This window comes from Pseudomonas sp. LFS044 (genome assembly GCF_047978245.1).
GTDB lineage: Bacteria > Pseudomonadota > Gammaproteobacteria > Pseudomonadales > Pseudomonadaceae > Aquipseudomonas.
In genome coordinates, this window is the sequence record NZ_JBFPFX010000025.1 from 1 (window position 1) to 15,281 (window position 15,281).

Annotated in this window: 12 protein-coding genes and 1 riboswitch; of the genes, 6 read left to right on the top strand and 6 right to left on the bottom strand. The window is 63.4% G+C overall.

Annotated elements, in window-relative coordinates; genetic code table 11:
* Positions 1-145: 145 nt before the first annotated feature.
* The gene (gene thiC / locus ACNQPL_RS19665) at positions 146-2,032 is read right to left on the bottom strand and encodes a phosphomethylpyrimidine synthase ThiC (protein WP_346614837.1); all 1,887 of its coding nucleotides are present in this window, start codon (positions 2,030-2,032) and stop codon (positions 146-148) included.
* A gap of 159 nt (positions 2,033-2,191) precedes the next feature.
* A riboswitch (TPP riboswitch) is annotated at positions 2,192-2,298 on the bottom strand.
* A 162-nt stretch (positions 2,299-2,460) separates the two neighbouring features.
* Between thiC and ACNQPL_RS19670 the strand changes: the two genes are divergently transcribed.
* Positions 2,461-3,894 carry a TolC family outer membrane protein gene (locus ACNQPL_RS19670; RefSeq protein WP_346614838.1) on the top strand — a complete coding sequence of 478 codons (1,434 nt, stop codon included), beginning with the start codon at positions 2,461-2,463 and terminating at the stop codon, positions 3,892-3,894.
* 232 nt (positions 3,895-4,126) lie between these two features.
* Here the strand turns inward: ACNQPL_RS19670 and waaA are convergent, their stop codons facing one another.
* The gene (gene waaA, locus ACNQPL_RS19675) at positions 4,127-5,398 is read right to left on the bottom strand and encodes a lipid IV(A) 3-deoxy-D-manno-octulosonic acid transferase (protein ID WP_416467645.1); all 1,272 of its coding nucleotides are present in this window, start codon (positions 5,396-5,398) and stop codon (positions 4,127-4,129) included.
* 11 nt (positions 5,399-5,409) lie between these two features.
* On the bottom strand, positions 5,410-6,300 hold the full coding sequence (locus tag ACNQPL_RS19680) for a LysR family transcriptional regulator (RefSeq protein ID WP_416467646.1): 891 nt from the start codon (positions 6,298-6,300) through the stop codon (positions 5,410-5,412).
* Between the two features lie 87 nt (positions 6,301-6,387).
* Between ACNQPL_RS19680 and ACNQPL_RS19685 the strand changes: the two genes are divergently transcribed.
* From ACNQPL_RS19685 to ACNQPL_RS19700, 4 genes are all read left to right on the top strand, one after another.
* Positions 6,388-6,720, top strand: a complete 333-nt coding sequence (locus ACNQPL_RS19685) for a DMT family transporter (protein WP_008095055.1) — start codon at positions 6,388-6,390, stop codon at positions 6,718-6,720.
* Between the two features lie 106 nt (positions 6,721-6,826).
* A complete protein-coding gene (locus ACNQPL_RS19690) occupies positions 6,827-8,002 on the top strand; it encodes an NAD(P)/FAD-dependent oxidoreductase (RefSeq protein ID WP_416467647.1) in 1,176 nt (391 codons plus the stop codon).
* A complete protein-coding gene (locus ACNQPL_RS19695) occupies positions 7,999-8,811 on the top strand; it encodes an aldo/keto reductase (RefSeq protein WP_346615364.1) in 813 nt (270 codons plus the stop codon). Before ACNQPL_RS19690 ends, ACNQPL_RS19695 begins: the two co-directional genes overlap by 4 nt.
* Before the next feature lie 51 nt (positions 8,812-8,862).
* Complete coding sequence (locus ACNQPL_RS19700) at positions 8,863-9,831, top strand: metal ABC transporter ATPase (protein ID WP_387522573.1); 969 nt, start codon at positions 8,863-8,865, stop codon at positions 9,829-9,831.
* A 191-nt stretch (positions 9,832-10,022) separates the two neighbouring features.
* Here the strand turns inward: ACNQPL_RS19700 and hldE are convergent, their stop codons facing one another.
* The 3 genes from hldE to ACNQPL_RS19715 form a co-directional block, all read right to left on the bottom strand.
* Positions 10,023-11,444 (bottom strand): bifunctional D-glycero-beta-D-manno-heptose-7-phosphate kinase/D-glycero-beta-D-manno-heptose 1-phosphate adenylyltransferase HldE, encoded by a 1,422-nt coding sequence (hldE, locus tag ACNQPL_RS19705; RefSeq protein ID WP_346615366.1) that lies wholly within the window; start codon positions 11,442-11,444, stop codon positions 10,023-10,025.
* A gap of 130 nt (positions 11,445-11,574) precedes the next feature.
* Complete coding sequence (gene msbA, locus ACNQPL_RS19710) at positions 11,575-13,383, bottom strand: lipid A export permease/ATP-binding protein MsbA (RefSeq protein WP_346615367.1); 1,809 nt, start codon at positions 13,381-13,383, stop codon at positions 11,575-11,577.
* 15 nt (positions 13,384-13,398) lie between these two features.
* On the bottom strand, positions 13,399-14,574 hold the full coding sequence (locus ACNQPL_RS19715) for an O-antigen ligase family protein (RefSeq protein ID WP_346615368.1): 1,176 nt from the start codon (positions 14,572-14,574) through the stop codon (positions 13,399-13,401).
* Between the two features lie 99 nt (positions 14,575-14,673).
* On the opposite strand from ACNQPL_RS19715, the gene ACNQPL_RS19720 reads away from it, so the two are divergent.
* On the top strand, positions 14,674-15,279 hold the full coding sequence (locus ACNQPL_RS19720) for a toluene tolerance protein (protein WP_346615369.1): 606 nt from the start codon (positions 14,674-14,676) through the stop codon (positions 15,277-15,279).
* The last annotated feature ends 2 nt before the right edge of the window (positions 15,280-15,281 follow it).

Here is a 15,281-nt window from a genome sequence, read left to right on the forward strand (position 1 = left end):
CCCCCCCCGCGCCGCCCCCCCCCCCCCCCCGGCCCGCCGCCGCCCGGGCATTGCTCTACCCCGGGGCGGCGCGGGCCCCCCGGCGATGGGCCGCACAGCGGCCCCGATGTAGCAAGCAGCGACAACCGCCGCTGCACCTGAAGCCTTACACCTTGTGATACAGCTGGCTGCCTTCCTGGCGGAACCGCTCGGCCTGTTCGCGCATGCCCTCCTCGACCGATACATCCACCGCGTCGATCCGCAGGTTGGCGGCGTATTCACGCACCTCCTGGGTGATTTTCATCGAGCAGAACTTCGGCCCGCACATCGAGCAGAAGTGCGCGACCTTGGCCGATTCCTTCGGCAGGGTCTCGTCATGGAAGGCGCGCGCGGTGTCTGGGTCCAGGCCCAGGTTGAACTGGTCTTCCCAGCGGAACTCGAAGCGCGCCTTGGACAAGGCGTTGTCACGGATCTGTGCACCAGGGTGGCCCTTGGCAAGGTCGGCGGCGTGCGCGGCAATCTTGTAGGTGATGATGCCGGTCTTCACGTCATCCTTGTTCGGCAACCCCAGGTGTTCCTTGGGCGTGACGTAGCAGAGCATGGCACAGCCGAACCAGCCGATCATCGCCGCGCCGATGCCCGACGTGATGTGGTCGTAGCCGGGAGCGATGTCGGTGGTCAGCGGGCCGAGGGTGTAGAACGGTGCTTCGTCGCAGCATTCCAGCTGCTTGTCCATGTTCTCCTTGATCAGTTGCATCGGCACGTGGCCCGGGCCTTCGATCATGCACTGCACGTCGTGCTTCCAGGCGATCTTGGTCAGCTCGCCGAGGGTTTCCAGCTCACCGAATTGCGCCGCATCGTTGGCGTCTGCGATCGAGCCCGGGCGCAGCCCGTCGCCCAGCGAGAAGCTCACGTCGTAGGCCTTCATGATTTCGCAGATCTCGTCGAAATGCGTGTACAGGAAGTTCTCCTGGTGGTGCGCCAGGCACCACTTGGCCATGATCGAACCACCACGGCTGACAATGCCGGTGACCCGCTTGGCGGTCAGCGGCACGTAGCGCAGCAGCACGCCGGCATGGATGGTGAAGTAGTCCACGCCCTGCTCGGCCTGCTCGATCAGGGTGTCGCGGAACAGCTCCCAGGTCAGGTCCTCGGCCACGCCGTTGACCTTCTCCAGGGCCTGGTAGATCGGCACGGTACCGATCGGCACCGGCGAGTTGCGGATGATCCACTCGCGGGTTTCGTGGATGTGCTTGCCGGTGGACAGGTCCATGACCGTGTCCGAGCCCCAGCGAATGCCCCAGGTCAGCTTGGCCACTTCTTCCTCGATCGAGGAGCCCAGGGCGCTGTTGCCGATGTTGCCGTTGATCTTCACCAGGAAGTTGCGGCCGATGATCATCGGCTCAAGTTCGGTGTGGTTGATGTTGGCCGGGATGATCGCGCGGCCGCGGGCGATTTCTTCGCGCACGAACTCGGCGGTGATCTCTTTCGGGATGTTGGCGCCGAAGCTGTGGCCGGCGTGCTGCTGCTTGAGCAGGCCAGCGGCACGGGCCTCCTGCAGCTTCATGTTTTCGCGGATGGCGACGTATTCCATCTCGGCGGTGATGATGCCCTGGCGGGCGTAGTGCATCTGCGAGACGTTGGCGCCAGCCTTGGCACGACGCGGGTTGCGCACGTGGTTGAAGCGCAGCTTGGCCAGCTCCGCATCGTTCAGGCGCTGCTGGCCGAAGTTCGAGCTCAGGCCACCCAGGCGCTCGGTGTCGCCGCGCGCGTCGATCCAGGCCGAACGCACATCAGCCAGGCCCTTGCGCACGTCGATGATGACGTTGGGGTCGGTGTACGGGCCGGAAGTGTCATAGACCAGCACGGGGGCGTTGGTTTCGCCGCCGAAGTCGGTAGGGGTATCGTGCAGGCTGATTTCACGCATCGGCACGCGGATATCCGGCCGCGAGCCTTCGACATACACCTTGCGCGAACGCGGGAACGGTTGCACGGACTGCTGATCGACTTGCGCCGACTCGCTGAGGTTGATCGTTTTTTCTTGTTTGCTCATCACAGGCTCTCCAGACAGCTTCCTAGCGGTGGAATGTCGGGGAGAACCTGAAAGACGCGGACGCACCCCTTGATGGGTGTGCAGTGCCGGATACATGGGGGTGCCGTGAGCTGCGCGCAGCTGTGACATTCCCGGACCTGGCACAAGAGGCTCCCCGGGAAGGCGAGCAATCTTGTTCCCTACGCAGGCGCTAACCTGATCAGGTTCAACGGGATCCGCACCTCTGCGATCTCAGCCTTTGCTTCAAGGCACCCCGACAAGAACATGCGCAGTCTAGACTGGAGTGGCCGGCAAAGCCAAGCGCGTAAATCGTAGCGATGATGAAAGGCGCATTCGGCGATTGTTGCCAGTTGCGCAGGGCCTTACACTGGCCCGTCATTCGATACTCAACAGTTCAGAAATTACAATTTCGTACAAGGATTGCCTCTATGCTGCGCAAACTCTCACTGGCGATAGCCGTGTCTTGTGCGTCCAACGGAGTGGTCTGGGCAGCGGATGTGCCCACAACGGTGAAGACCGACCTGGTCAGTGTTTATCAGGAAGCGGTCGACAACAACGCCGATCTTGCCGCCGCCCGCGCCGATTATGGCGCGCGCCGCGAAGTGGTGCCCCAGGCCCGCGCCGGCCTGTTGCCGAACCTGTCGGCGGGTGCCGAGATGCTGAACACCCGCACCAAGCTCGATGAACCTTCGATCACCTCCAACCGCAGCGGCAATTCCTGGAGTGCTACCCTGGCGCAGCCGGTGTTCCGTGCCGACCGCTGGTTCCAGTTGCAGGCCGCCGAGGCGGTCAACGAGCAGGCGGCGCTGGAGTTGTCGGCCACCGAGCAGAACCTGATCCTGCAGACCGCGCAAAACTACTTCGCCGTGCTGCGTGCCCAGGACAACCTGGCCGCGACCAAGGCCGAAGAGTCCGCCTTCAAGCGCCAGCTCGACCAGTCCAACGAGCGCTTCGACGTGGGCCTGTCCGACAAGACCGACGTGCTGCAGTCCCAGGCCAGCTATGACACGGCCCGGGCCAACCGGATCATCGCCGAGCGCCAGGTACAGGACGCCTTCGAAGCCCTGGTAACCTTGACCAACCGGGAGTACTCGTCGATCCAGGGCGTGGTCCACACCTTGCCGATTCAGGTGCCCACGCCAAACGATGCCAAAGCCTGGGTCGAGACTGCCGGCCGCCAGAACCTCAACCTGCTGGCGACCAACTACGCCGTCAATGCCGCCGAAGAAACCCTGCGCCAGCGCAAGGCCGGCCATGCCCCGACCCTGGATGCGGTGGCCAAGTACCAGAAAGGCGACAACGACAACCTTGGCTTCACCAACCCCTCGCAACTGGGCGTGCGCTACAGCGGCGACGTGGAGCAGACCAGCATCGGCCTGCAGTTGAACATCCCGATCTACAGCGGCGGCCTGACCAGCTCGCAGGTGCGCGAGGCCTACCAGCGCCTGAGCCAGAGCGAGCAGCAACGCGAAAGCCTGCGCCGCCAGGTAGTGGAAAACACCCGCAACCTGCACCGCGCGGTAAACACCGATGTAGAACAGGTGCAGGCGCGCAAGCAGTCGATCATTTCCAACCAGAGCGCGCTGGAAGCCACCGAAATCGGCTACCAGGTGGGTACCCGCAACATCGTCGACGTGCTCGACGCGCAGCGCCAGCTGTACACCTCGGTGCGCGACTACAACAACAGCCGCTATGACTACATTCTCGACAACCTGAGCCTGAAGCAAGCTGCCGGCACCTTGAGCCCGCAAGACCTGGTAGACCTGAGGCGGTACCTGAAACCGGACTACAACCCGGACAAGGACTTCCTGCCGCCGGACCTGGCTGCGGCTGCGGCGAAGAACTTCGAACGCAGGCCTTGAGACAGGTGTCGCGCCACTCGCGGGTGAACCCGCTCTCATGGAAGAAACGCTGACTCACTGATTTGGCGGGGATCCTGTAGGAGCGGCTTCAGCCGCGAACACCGGCGAAGCCGGTGCCATCCACCGCGGCGCCTGCTTCGCGGCTGAAGCCGCTCCCACAGGGTATGCGGCGCGCTCGCGGGCTTTGGTCTCTGGTGGGAGGCAGTTACCCGCGAAGCGAATTCCACATGACTCAGCGGATCAACAGCCCAAGCCCATCCAGCAACCGCTGCAAGGCGCCCTGATTGGCCTGCATCACCGCCCTGCCCGCCTCGCCCATGCGCTGTGCATCCTGAGGCAGCTCGACCAGCCGGCGCACCGCCTCGGCCAAACCTTCAGCATCATCCACCTGCTGCAACGCCCCCGCCTCGCGCAACATTGCGCTGATCTCGAGGAAGTTGAACACATGCGGCCCCATGATCACCGGCAATACCAGCGCCGCCGGCTCCAGCGGGTTGTGCCCTCCCGTAGCGACCAGGCTGCCGCCGACGAAGGCGATGTCGGCCAAGGCATAGAGGAACAGCAACTCGCCCATGGTGTCGCCAAGCAACACGCGAGTCTCGGCACCCACTGCCGTACCCGCTGAACGACGAACCGTGGCGAACTGCTCGCTGCACAAGGCGTGCACCGCATCGAACCTTTCCGGGTGGCGCGGCACCAGTATCAGAAGCGCATCGCCATGCACCTGCAGCAACTGCCGATGGGCCTGCAGGATCAACGCATCCTCGCCTTCATGGGTACTGGCGGCAATCCACACCGGGCGCTGGCCTGCACCCCACTGCTCGCGCAGCGCCTTGGCACGCGGCAGCAGTTGTGGGTCAATTTTCAGGTCGAACTTGATCGAACCGGTCACCTGCACGCACTCGGGCCGTGCGCCCAGGTCGCGGAAGCGCTGCGCCTCGGTCTCGGTCTGTACCGCAATCAGTTTCATCTCGGCCAGCATGGGTCGGGTTAGCTTGGCGAAGCGCGCATAACCACGGGCCGAGCGCTCGGATAACCGCGCATTGGCCAGCGCCACAGGGATGCCCCGCTTGGCGCACTGATGGATATGGTTGGGCCACAGCTCGGTTTCCATGATGACACCCAGGCACGGGCGCACATGGTCGAGGAAGCGCCCCGCCGCCCACGGTAGATCGTAAGGCAGGTAGCAATGCTGGATGCGCGGTTCATCGGCGAACAGGGCGCGAATGCGCTCTGAACCGGTCGGGGTCATGCAGGTGAGCGTGATCGGCAGGTCCGGGTAGGCCTTGAGCAGCGCACGCACCATGGGAGCGGCGGCGATACTTTCGCCCACCGATACCGCGTGCACCCAGATACCGCCCTGGCGCATGGCTGGCAGGTGGCGGGCGAAGCGCTCGCCGATACGCTGGCCGTAGGCCGGCGCTTTGCGTGCCCGCAGGTACAGGCGCAACGCAACCAGTGGCAGGCCCAGGTGAAACAGCAGGGTATAGAGAGTTCTGTTCATGGCGGCGAAGTTTACCCGATAGCACGCAGGTGTACTGCAAAGCGCTCGGCCAGCCATTGCGCGGCCGGCCCCAGCGGCTCGTCACGACGCCAGGCCAGTTCGACCACCAAGGCCGGTGGCCGCCATTCGCTGGCCAGCTCGACCATCTGCGCCTGGTAGGTCGGGTATTGCACCACGTGGCGCGGCAGCCAGGCCCAGCCAAGGCCGCGCATCAACAGTTCAGCCATGGCGTAGAAGCTGTCGGCACGCCATACCTGCGGGCTGATCGCCTCGCCACCCGGGTAGCCGCTTTGCTGCGGGGTAATGAGTAGTTGGCGATGACGTGCCAGCTGCTGGCGCGTCACCCGCCCTTCGCGCGCCAGCGGGTGGTCCACGGCGCACACAGTGACCATTTCCACGCTGCCCAGGGTCCGCCGCTCCAGCGATGCCGGCATGCTTTCGTGGTGAAAGAACAAACCCAGGTCGGCGCGACGCTCCACCAACTTGCGCGCCACATCACCCTGGGCGGCACTGGCCAGCTGCACTTCAAGGAAGGGGTAACGGCTGGCCAGTTCGTCGAGGCTGTCGATTACCGGCTGATAAGGCATGGCCTCGTCCTGGGCGACCCGCAGCAAGGCTTCTTGCCCGCGCATCAGCGCCAGGGCGCGACCGTCCAGGCGTTCACACTGGCGCAGCAGCTCGCGGGCATCCTCCAGCAGTGCGGTGCCGTTTTCGGTCAGTTTCGGCTGACGGCCGCTGCTGCGGTCAAACAGGGTTACGCCCAGGTCCGCCTCAAGCAAGGCGATGGCATTGCTGACTGCCGACTGTGCCTTGCGCTGCTCGCGGGCGACGGCAGAAAAAGAACGCAGCTCGACCACACGCACGAAGAGGCGCAGTTGCTCAAGGTTCCACTGTTCCGCCATCAACCTATCTCCAGGGGTGATAGGTAATGACTTTACCCCATCCAGGCAGCGTCTAGAATGGCCGACCAGCAACCGGAGAATATCGCCATGAATGCCTATACCTACCTCGCCATCGCGATCTGCGCCGAAGTCATCGCCACCGCTTCAATGAAAGCGGTCAAGGGCCTGAGCACGCCGCTGCCGTTGCTGTTGATGGTGGTCGGTTACGGGATCGCCTTCTGGATGCTGACCCTTGTGGTGCGCAGCATTCCGGTGGGCATTGCTTACGCGATCTGGTCGGGGCTGGGCATTGTGCTGATCAGCGTGGCGGCGCTGGTGATCTATGGGCAGAAGCTGGATGTGCCGGCGATGCTGGGCATGGCCATGATTGTGGGTGGGGTGGTGGTGATTCAGCTGTTCTCCAAGACAGCCGGGCATTGATGTTGCCAGATGGATCCTGGGGCCGCTTTGCGGCCCCAGGATCACAAAGCCCACCCTGGCCTGAGCCTGTATACTTGCCAGCTGTCCCAGTCTTCGAGGTACCGCCATGCCAACCGCCATTTCCACTGACGTGCTGATCGTCGGCGCCGGGGTCGCAGGCCTGTGGCTGAATGCCCGCCTGCGTCGCCTGGGTTATTCGACAGTGCTGGTGGAGCGCGCCAGCCTTGGCGGCGAGCAGACCATCAAGTCCCAGGGCATTATCCATGGCGGTACCAAATACGCCCTGCATGGTGCCTTGACCGGTGCCTCGGAAGCCATTGCCGACATGCCGCGACGCTGGCGCGAGGCCCTGGCCGGCAATGGCGAGCTGGACCTCGGGCGTACGCGCCTGCTGTCCGACGCGCACTACCTGTGGTCCCCAGGCACGCTGGCCGGCAACCTCACCAGCTTCTTCGCCAGCAAGGCCGTGCGTGGCCGGGTCGACCAGGTGAAGGGCGACCAGCTGCCACCTGCGCTGCAGGACCGTGCCTTCAAGGGCAAGGTGTATCGCCTGGCGGAGCTGGTCATCGACGTGCCCAGCCTGTTGGCCAACCTGGCCGAGCTGGCTGGCGACAGCTTGCTGGCAGGTGAGCACATCGAACCCTTGCGCGAAGGTGATGAGCTGGTCGGCCTGCGCGTGGACGACCGTGAAATCCGTGCCCAGCGCATCGTGCTCAGTGCCGGAGCCGGCACCGAAGGTTTGCTGCACGCGCTGGGCCTTAGCCAGCCAGCCATGCAAACCCGGCCGCTGCACATGGTCATGGCCAAAGGCCCGAACCTCAAGCCGTTGTATGCCCACTGCCTGGGTGGTGGGCCCAAGCCGCGCGTCACCGTGACTACCCACCCAGCAGCCGATGGGCAATGGGTCTGGTACCTCGGCGGCGACCTTGCCGAAGCCGATGGAGTAGCGCGCGAGCCTGCGGCGCAGATCGCTGCAGCGCAGAAGGAAATCGCCAACTTGTTGCCATGGATCGACCAGAGCCTGGTCCGCTGGGCCACACTGCGCGTCGACCGCGCAGAGCCGGCGCAATCTGGCTTGGTGCGCCCGGACAACGCCTTCCTCGCCGATCAGCAGCGCCTGCTGGTGGGGTGGCCGACGAAGCTGGCTTTGGCGCCAGACTTCAGTGACCGCGTGCTGGCCAGCCTCGAGCGCGACGGTGTTCGCCCAGGCGCCCCGGCCGATCTCTCTGCGCTGCCGCGCCCGCCCCTCGGCGTACCAGCCTGGGAGCAACTGCTGCCATGACCCTGCCAACCCTCCACGACTTCCACCGCCCATTGGGCAGCACCGGTTTCAAGGTGTCGCCCCTGGGCCTGGGCACGGTCAAGCTAGGCCGCGACCAGGGCGTGAAATACCCCACCGGTTTCACCATCCCCGGTGATGACGAAGCACGCATGCTGCTGGCACAAGCGCGCCAGCTGGGCATCAACCTGATAGACACCGCACCGGCCTATGGCCGCAGCGAAGAGCGCTTGGGGCCGTTGCTGCGTGGCCAGCGTGATGAGTGGGTGATCGTCAGCAAGGTCGGTGAAGAGTTCGAAGACGGCCAGTCGCGCTTCGACTTCAGCGCCGCCCACACCCGCCTTTCGGTCGAACGCAGCCTGCGCCGCCTGGAGACCGACCGCATCGAGCTGGTGCTGGTGCACTCCGATGGCAATGACTTGGAGATTCTCGAGCAGCAGGAGGTCTACCAGACCCTTGCAGCGCTGAAGCAGGAAGGCAAGATCCTCGGCTATGGCCTCTCGGGCAAGACCGTCGCCGGTGGCCTGAAGGCCCTCGAGCAAGGCGACTGCGCCATGGTCACCTACAACCTCAACGAGCAGGCGGAACGCCCGGTGCTGGACTACGCTGCCGAACACGGCAAGGCCATTCTGGTCAAGAAGGCTCTAGCCAGCGGGCATGTCTGCCTGGCGCCCGGCACCGATCCGGTGCAGGCCAGCTTCGAACTGCTGTTTGCCCACCCGGGCGTCAGCAGTGCTATCGTCGGCACTATCAATCCGCTGCACCTGGCCCACAACGTGGCCACCGTCGCCCGTATCCTGGGCCAGCATTGAGTTGTCCCTACCCTAGGGCCTGAAGACAGCCCTGACGCAAGGAGGAGCCTCGTGCCGCGTACGCTGATCCGCAAGAACCCGAGCAACTTCAAGACACTGCCGCTGCATGTCGAAGCCACCCCGGAAGGCCTGGTCTATCAGAGCATCGGCATGCCGCTGAACTTTGCCCAGACCCAGCAGCGGCGGCGCGCCATCCAGTTGCCAGACAACCAGCGCTTCGTGGTCGAACTGGCCAACCTGGGTGTCTCGGTGCGCCTGACCTTGCACTGGCAGCACCGTGACTATTGGGTGCTGGTGCGCCAGCGGCGCCAGGACCGCGGCGATGTAGTACTGAAATTGATTTCAGGTTATGTCCCGGCCCAGGAGTTGAACCTGCCGTTGCACACCGCCGTTCAGGAAGTGGCTGAAGAATGCCTGCTGGAAACCCCGGAAGGCTGGCTGGGCGGGCGCTTCAACGAAACCTGGCTTCCGGCGCCCTATGACGCTGCCCTGCACTACCGTGAGTCGCTGCCGTTCGTGCTGACGCCAGAGTCTGGCGCCGCACGGCCGGTGCATTGCGGCAACCTGATGCTGCTGGAACGGCCGCGGGCATATGTGCATTTGCCCACCGCCTCGTTGCAACTGATCTACGACATGCGCCTGCAGGTGCCCCGTGAGGCCAAGAAGCTGAGCCTGTTCCATGTGGATGAACGCCTTGAGGGCGATCAGTTGGTGGCGCGGCTAAACCGTAAACGGCCAGACCTGTACTTGATGCCCTTGCAGGACGGCAAGCCACTGGCTGAGCTGTATACGTTGAAGAAAGACGAACTGGTACCGGCGAGCACCCGCGGGTTGTACCTGGCCGAAAGCTTCGCGCGCCAGGACGGCTGGGTGGTGACGGATGAGCGGATACGTTGGAAAGAGTGGGTGAAGCAGCAGGGTTTGGTGGAGCGCAAAACGGCCAAGGTTTCACATTTGCAGCGCTTTGGAGACAAGGCGCGGGCGCTGCTGCAGCGGGCGCGTACCACACTGCATAAATGAAGTGGGGGCTGCTTTGCAGCCCATCGCCGGCAAGCCGGCTCCCACATGTACAGCGCTGGCCTCGAGGGCACTGGCTTCTCTACGGGAGCCGGCTTGCCGGCTCCCCCCATGTACAGCGCGGGCCAAGGGCACCGGCTTCTCTGTAGGAGCCGGCTTGCCGGCGATTGGGCCGCGAAGCGGCCCCAGCGCCATCAGTTCTTGCGGATCTTCTCGACAATCGCCGTGGTCGAGCTGTTCTCGACCAGCCCCAGCACCTTCACGGTACCGCCATAGGCTTTGACGATGTCGGCGCCGACCACCTGGTCGATGCCATAGTCACCACCTTTGACCAGTACATCCGGTTTCACTTGGCTCAACAGGTTTTCCGGCGTGCCTTCTGGGAAGCTGATCACCCAGTCCACCGCGCCAAGGCCGGCCAGTACCGCCATGCGCCGGTCGACACTGTTGATCGGCCGACCGGGGCCTTTCAGGCGGCTTACCGAAGCGTCATCGTTGACCGCGACGATCAACCGATCGCCCTGGGCCCGTGCTTGCTCCAGGTAAGTCACATGCCCGGCATGCAGGATGTCGAAGCACCCGTTGGTGAAGACGATCTTCTCGTTATGCGCGCGCGCATCGTCGATGGCCAGCAGCAGTTGCTCCAGGCCCAGCACACCACGCTCCGAACCCTCTTCACGCTGGATCGCACGGCGCAACTCAGGTGCGCTGATTGCCGCGGTACCCAGCTTGCCGACCACGATGCCTGCAGCCAGGTTGGCCAAGGCAACGGCGTGGGGCAGGTCTTCACCCGCTGCGATGGCGGCCGCCAGCGTGGAGATAACGGTATCGCCGGCACCGGTCACATCGAACACTTCGCGGGCACGCGCAGGCAGGTGCAGCGCCGGCTGACCGGTGCGCAACAGGGTCATGCCATGCTCGCCACGGGTGACCAGCAGCGCGCCCAGGTCCAGGTCCAGCAGCAGCTGCAGGCCCTTGGCGACCAGCTCGGCCTCATCGGTGCAACGGCCGACAATGGTCTCGAACTCGCTGAGGTTCGGGGTGATCAGGCTGGCACCCCGGTAAATGGAGAAATCCTTGCCCTTGGGGTCGGCCAGCACCGGGATGCCCTTGGCTCGTGCGGCCTGGATCAGGCTCTGGTGGTTCTTCAGCGCGCCCTTGCCGTAATCGGACAGCACCAGCACCTTGACGCCCTCGAGCAGGCTTTCGACCTCAGCGCCCAACGACAACGGGTCGGTGGCGAACGGCTCTTCGAAATCTATGCGCAACAACTGCTGGTGACGGCTCATGACCCGCAGCTTGACGATGGTCGGCTGGTGCGCGATGCGCTGGAACACCGAACGCACGCCAGCAGCCTGCAGGCTGTTGGCCAGGCTGTCGGCGGCTTCATCCTGGCCGGTCACGCCGATCAGCGCTGCCGGTGCGCCGAGGGCGGCAATGTTCAAGGCAACGTTGGCCGCGCCGCCGGGGCGATCCTCGATCTGATCGACCTTGACCACCGGCACTGGCGCTTCTGGCGAAATACGCGAAGTACCGCCATGCCAGTAGCGGTCCAGCATGACATCGCCGACCACCAATACCGGGGCTTGATCGAAACGCGGCATGGACAACTTCATGGGCAACCCATATGGAAATAATGAACAGGGGCAGGATATTAGCACAGGGCAGGCGACGGCTTTACGGCCAGTTCGGGCCCTGGAAAATTCCGGTGACAATCGGGGCCATACGGCCCCGTTCAGGGAGGACTCAGGTGATATCGGCCTTTGCCGGCTCTTCCAGGCCCATGGCATGCAAGCGGGCATAATAGCCATTTGCTGCCAACAGCTCGGCATGCGTACCGCGCTCGACCAGGCGACCCTGGTCCATGACCAGGATCTGGTCGGCCTTCTCGATGGTCGACAGGCGGTGGGCGATCACCAGCGTGGTGCGGCCCTTCATGACATGGTCCAGCGCAGCCTGGATGTGCCGCTCGGACTCGGTGTCCAGTGCCGATGTCGCTTCGTCGAGGATCAGCAACGGGGCATTTTTCAACAGTGCCCGGGCAATTGCCAGGCGCTGGCGCTGGCCACCAGACAGCAGTACGCCGTTTTCACCCACATCGGTATCGAAGCCCTTGGGCAACTGGTCGACGAACTCCTTGGCGTAGGCATCGGCCGCCGCGGCTTCGATGTCCGCGCGCGGTGCGCCGGCCAGGTCGCCGTAGGCGATGTTGTTGGCCACCGTGTCGTTGAACAGGGTGACATGCTGGGTAACCTGCGAAACGTGACGGCGCAGGTTGCGCAGGCGGTAGTCTTCGATCTCGACGCCATCGAGCAGGATCTGCCCCTGGTCGTGGTGGTAGAAGCGTGGAATCAGCGCCGCCAGGGTCGACTTGCCGCTGCCGGAACGCCCTACCAGGGCAATCATCTGCCCAGGCTCGGCGGTAAAGCTGATGTCGCTCAGCACTTCGCGATCGGTACCTGGGTAGGTAAAGCTCAAGTTGCGCACTTCAAGGCGCCCTTGCACCCGGTCCTTCTCGACGGTACCGCTGTCGACTTCGGGTTGCTCGTCCAACTGCTCGAAGATGCTTTCAGCGCCGGCCAGGCCTTTCTGGATGGTCGAACTGACTTCCGACAACTGGCGGATCGGCTTGGGCAGCAGGCCTGCGGCAGTGATGTAGGCCACCAGGTCACCGGCAGTGGAGTCGCCACGCAGGAACAGCACCAGGAACATCAACGCAGCCATGGCGCTGTAGATCACCAGCTGCAGCATCGGCGTATACAGTGCACCGGTTTTGGTCATGCGCAGCTGTTTGTCGGTGTTGCTCTGGCTGGCACGGCCAAAACGTTGCTGCTCGTAAGCCTCGCCGCCGAAGCTGCGCACCACGCGATAACCCTGGATGGTTTCGGACGCGACATGCGTGACGTCGCCCATGGCCACCTGGATCTTCTTGCTCTGCTTGCGGAATTTCTTGCTGGCGACGCTGACCATCACCGCGATGACCGGCAGGATGGCAACCATCACCAGCGTCAGGTGCCAGTTCATCCACAGCAGGTAGGCAAACAGGAACACCACCGTCAGGCCTTCACGGATCACCACCTTGATGGCATCGGTGGCGGCCCCCGTGACCATGGTCACGTTGAAGGTGATGCGCGAAATCAGGTGGCCGGAGTTGTGGTTGTCGAAATAGCGGTTGGGCAACACCAGCAGCTTGTTGAACAACTCGACACGCAGGTCATGCACCAGGGAAAGGGAGACCTTGGCCAGGAAGTAGTTGCCAAGGAAAGAGCCGAGCCCCTGCCATGCGGCGATCAGGATGATCAGCAGCGGCACGGCCTGCAGCAACTGCAGGTCGCGCAGGTAGGGGACGTTGGGGAACAGCACCGCTTCGGGGTTGCTGAGGCCATCGACGAAATACTTGAGGATCCCGGCCAGCATCGGCTGGGTCGAGGCAAAGATCACGAAACCGATAATGCTCAGCAGAAAAATGCCGACATAGGGTTTCACGTAGCTCAGCAGCCGGAAGTAGATCTTCACGCTGGAGGTGTGCTCCGCCGGTAGCGGTGTTTCGGCCATCATCGAGCTCGCTGTTCAGGTTGAACCGGAAATTTTACCACAGGCGTCATTTTCGGCACTCCCCCAGGGTAACAACATCGCCAGGCCGACGATCAGCCAGCTCACGAACCACTCGGCACGCGGTGTTGCGGTGAGGCTGGCGGCATCGAACTGCATGGCCATGGTGGAGAAAATCCACAGCCCGAGCAGGATCTTGCCCAGCAATGTGTGGCGCGCGCGCACGATTTCAGCCAGCGTGAACAGCCATACCGCGATCCACAGCAACATGCCAGGTAGCCCGAGCTCCACCGCAACGTGGGTGAACATGTTGTGGGTATGGTCGAATTCCATACCGACCGCACTCACCTTGTAGGACGCACCCAGGCCCAGCCCGGTCCATGGATGTTCGCCGATCATCTGAATCACGGCCTGGAAAATCTCTGGGCGGAACGAGGAGCCTCGCGCGGTGATCACGTCATACACCACATAAAACGCCACGCCAGTGGCAATCAAGGCCGCAACTGCGATCAGCCGGCTATGGCGGTCGCGGAACCACAACGGCGCAAGTACCACGGTGGACAGCAACGCCAGCACCGCGCCGCGGCTCTGGCTGAGCATGACGAATGCACCCAGGCATGCCAGTGCCAACAACCAGCCAAGCTGAACAACCCGCTGGTGCGGCAACTGATAGAGCAGCAGCAGGACCGCCGTACCTATGACGTAGGCGCCAAGAATCGGGTGGGAGATTTCGCCGATGCCCCCAAGCCTACCGATCAGCGGATTGCCCAACACGAAATAGAACTGGACGATCGATATCAACGCCGCAATGGCAAGCAAACCGCTACCGATTTGCAGCAAGTGGCGAATGCGTGCAGGCCCGCCCTGGGCCACCAAGGGAAACGCCAACAGAAACACCAGGATGTAAATCAAGCGCTTGGCTTCGCGGCCAGGTTCCTCGGCGGCCGACCAGACCAGGCTGATGGCACCCCACACAATCAGCAGCAGCACCGCCCCCCACAACGCCGGCTGACGTCGCCAGGCTTCGACCAGCACCGTGCGCGCGGGCCATGCCAGTATCAAGGTAGGCAACCACAGAAACGCTACCAGGCCCTGCTGATATACCTTGTTGCTGGGCGCCAGAGCGATCGCAGCTACAAACCAGACCAGACCGAACCCCAACCAGGCCCGCGCCCAGTTTTTCTCATGCAACATCAGCTCCCCCGGTGAATCAAAGACACCATCATGGTGCTACAGCATTATTTTCGGCATTATTGCCGGTCATTTTGCTCGCCAGACGACAAGGCTCAATTCATGCAATGCTCTCGGCTCACCCAGGTCGACTTCGATCAGCTGACACTTGGCGCCCAGGTTCTAGAGGCTGACAGCCATGGCGCCAAAGTCTACCTCCTTGAAGATGGAAATTTCCTCAAGGTTTTTCGTCGTAAGCGCCTGATTTCATCTGCGCTGCTGCGCCCCTATTCCCAGCGCTTTGTTGAAAACGCCACGCGCCTTGCCCAACTGGGCATCCCCACGCTCGAGGTCATCAGCCAGCACAAGCTCGATCTGCCCGGCAGAACGGCGGTGCTGTATCGCCCGCTGCCGGGGCGCACGCTGCTGCAGATGTCGCGTGACGACGGCTTCAGCTGGGACATCTACCTGCCCCGCCTGATCGACCTGATCCGCCAGTTGCACCGCAGCGGTGTGTACTTTCGCTCGCTGCATCTGGGCAATGTGGTGGTCACCCCCGACCAGCGCCTGGGCCTGATCGACGTGGCAGACATGCGTTTCCTGCGCCCGCCACTGTCTGCCCGGATGGTTCGTCGCAATGTGCAACACATGGTGAGTTACATCGAACGCGAGAAGCTTGGCGACCGCTTCCCGCTCGCCGATTTCGAGGCGGCCCTGCTGGCGCGCTGAGC